This window comes from Nocardia sp. NPDC060220, from assembly GCF_042727815.1.
Lineage (GTDB): Bacteria > Actinomycetota > Actinomycetes > Mycobacteriales > Mycobacteriaceae > Nocardia.
Genome location: NZ_JBHWZY010001063.1, coordinates 1 through 2,073 on the forward strand (window position 1 = coordinate 1; position 2,073 = coordinate 2,073).

1 protein-coding gene and 1 pseudogene are annotated in these 2,073 nt (G+C 61.3%); both read right to left on the reverse strand.

Annotation, left to right across the window (positions count from 1 at the left end):
* A pseudogene (locus tag ACFWF3_RS33605) lies at positions 1-1,234 on the reverse strand (hypothetical protein); the annotation flags it as partial.
* A gap of 222 nt (positions 1,235-1,456) precedes the next feature.
* A partial coding sequence (locus tag ACFWF3_RS33610) for a GDSL-type esterase/lipase family protein (protein ID WP_379318003.1) occupies positions 1,457-2,073 on the reverse strand: 617 nt, incomplete at its 5' end.

Consider the following 2,073-nt stretch of genomic DNA (forward strand, 5'->3'; position numbering starts at 1 on the left):
CGTGAGCACGCTGCCAGACCGAGCGGATCGGTTGGCCGTGAGAGGTTGCCAGCGCTTGCCGTGCCAGTGACATCGCGTGTTCGGTGTCGGGGCCCTTCTGCTTGACCAGAGCTGTTGCGACGTCGAGCCGAACGAGGGCTTGACTCCATACTGAGTCCGACGTGTCCACCAACTCGGCCACCGACTGACCGTATTCGAGGGTCTTGCTGTGGTCTCCCGCAGACAAGTGCGCTGTCGCTGCGTTGGCCATCAGCCGTGGGACGCTGTAAGACTCGAACGACAGTGCCGGCGTCAACCCATGCGACGTGCCCGTGTTGTCGCTGAGGTTCATCGCCGCCTCGATCGCTTTGTGCACGCCGACAGAATCGCCGAGCTTGCCCAAGGCACGTGCGAGACCGTTGGCGTACAGCCGGATCGCTTGTCCGCTCGAACCGGCAACCCGCAATCCTTCTTGCGCAGCGTCGACGGCGCGCGCATAGTCGCCCTGATAGTAGGAGCAGAAGCTCTGTGTCCCTTTGACCCACGCGATCAGCTCCAGGTCTCGCGTGAACTCTGCGAGGCCGAGAGCTTCCTCTCCGTACATCCTCGCGTGTTGAAAACGTCCTAGGTTGACAGCCATATACGCCAGCGCGCCCGACATCTGGCACGCGAAGCGATACAACCGAGCCAGATGCAACGGTTGCCTGCACTGGTCGAGCAAAACGTCGACTTGCCGACGAAGGGCGAGAACCTCTGGTGCGAGAAGTGTCGGTCCTTCTGCTTCGTATCGGGTGAGGATGTCTCCGAAAGCCGCTTCGATTACGTCGAGCACTCCGTCGTCGACACCTTTGGCGCGCAACAGCCGCATCCGTTCGATGATCAGGGACGATCGTTCGAAGGTGGCGTCAACCTCGCCGCGGGCGGGCCGAGTACCTGGGGTTGAGGGAGAGCTACTCCGCGGTGATCGTCGGAATTCCTCCCACGCGCCTTGGCCAGCCGCGACCATCTCATCGAACCGGGCACGGTCCTCTTCGCTGGTGTGCAGCCGCAGGGTGATGTCGAGGATCTGTTGCGTTTTAGACCGGGGTCTGACCGCGCTCAAACCCGCACGCCAATTGTTGATCGTGGTCGTCTCGACACCCAACAGCGCGGCGAATTCTCGGTTCGATTTACGCATCGCCTCTTGCAACACAGCCGCTTCGAAGCCGGTCCATCCCCGCCCTCGTATCATCGCCGCCCCCAACAACTTCAGCATCCAAGCTGGTAGATGAACCCGGTACGCCCACGGTACCCCACCGCTATGCGGTTCCTTGCGCCGTTCCGCACAGTCCACATTGAGTATCAGACCCGTTGCTGGGCAACCGATCATGCATCACCGGCCGGTGCCGCACGCCGAACACGTCACAAGAGGCGCGGACATTACCGAATCTCGAAGACCACCGCGAATTCAGATACGGCCTGTCCTTACCGACTGTTCTCATACCTCGATCTTTTCAGCGATCAGCCGTGAAACCTGTTCATGTGAGTCACGGCTAAGGTGTACGCCGTCGATTCCCGGACACCCGACCGTAGCCGCGTCGGCGAACAAAACTCCGCGCCTGGTAGCGACGCGACGTATCGCACCGCCGAGTTCGCGTGATTTGCGCACGGAGTCATCGTCGTACTCGGAGCTCTGCTCAGAAAACCCCGGCTGATTGGCATCGATATGAATCGGACTGACCAGCAATACCGCAGGAACCGCGCCGGTGCGGGTCCACGCCGTGCGCTCGACGTTGTCGATATAGCCCTCGAGCGCGGTGGCAACCGCATCTGGTTCCCGACCGAACTTGGTCTTGAGATCATTGTTTCCCAACATGACCACAACCATGTCCAAGGGCGAGTGGCTGCGCAGACAGGGTTGAAAGTATGCACGACCGTTGCGATCGTCACGATCGGGATCGTTCAAGTCAGTGGTCCGGCCGCCGAGACCTTCCTCGATAACGGCGTATCCGCTACCAAGACGTTGCTGCAGCCGGCCCGTCCAGCGCACGTCGGCTGGCCAGCGACCGCGTCCTTCAGCCGGTTGGCCGAAGGTGTTGGAGTCACCGAAGCACA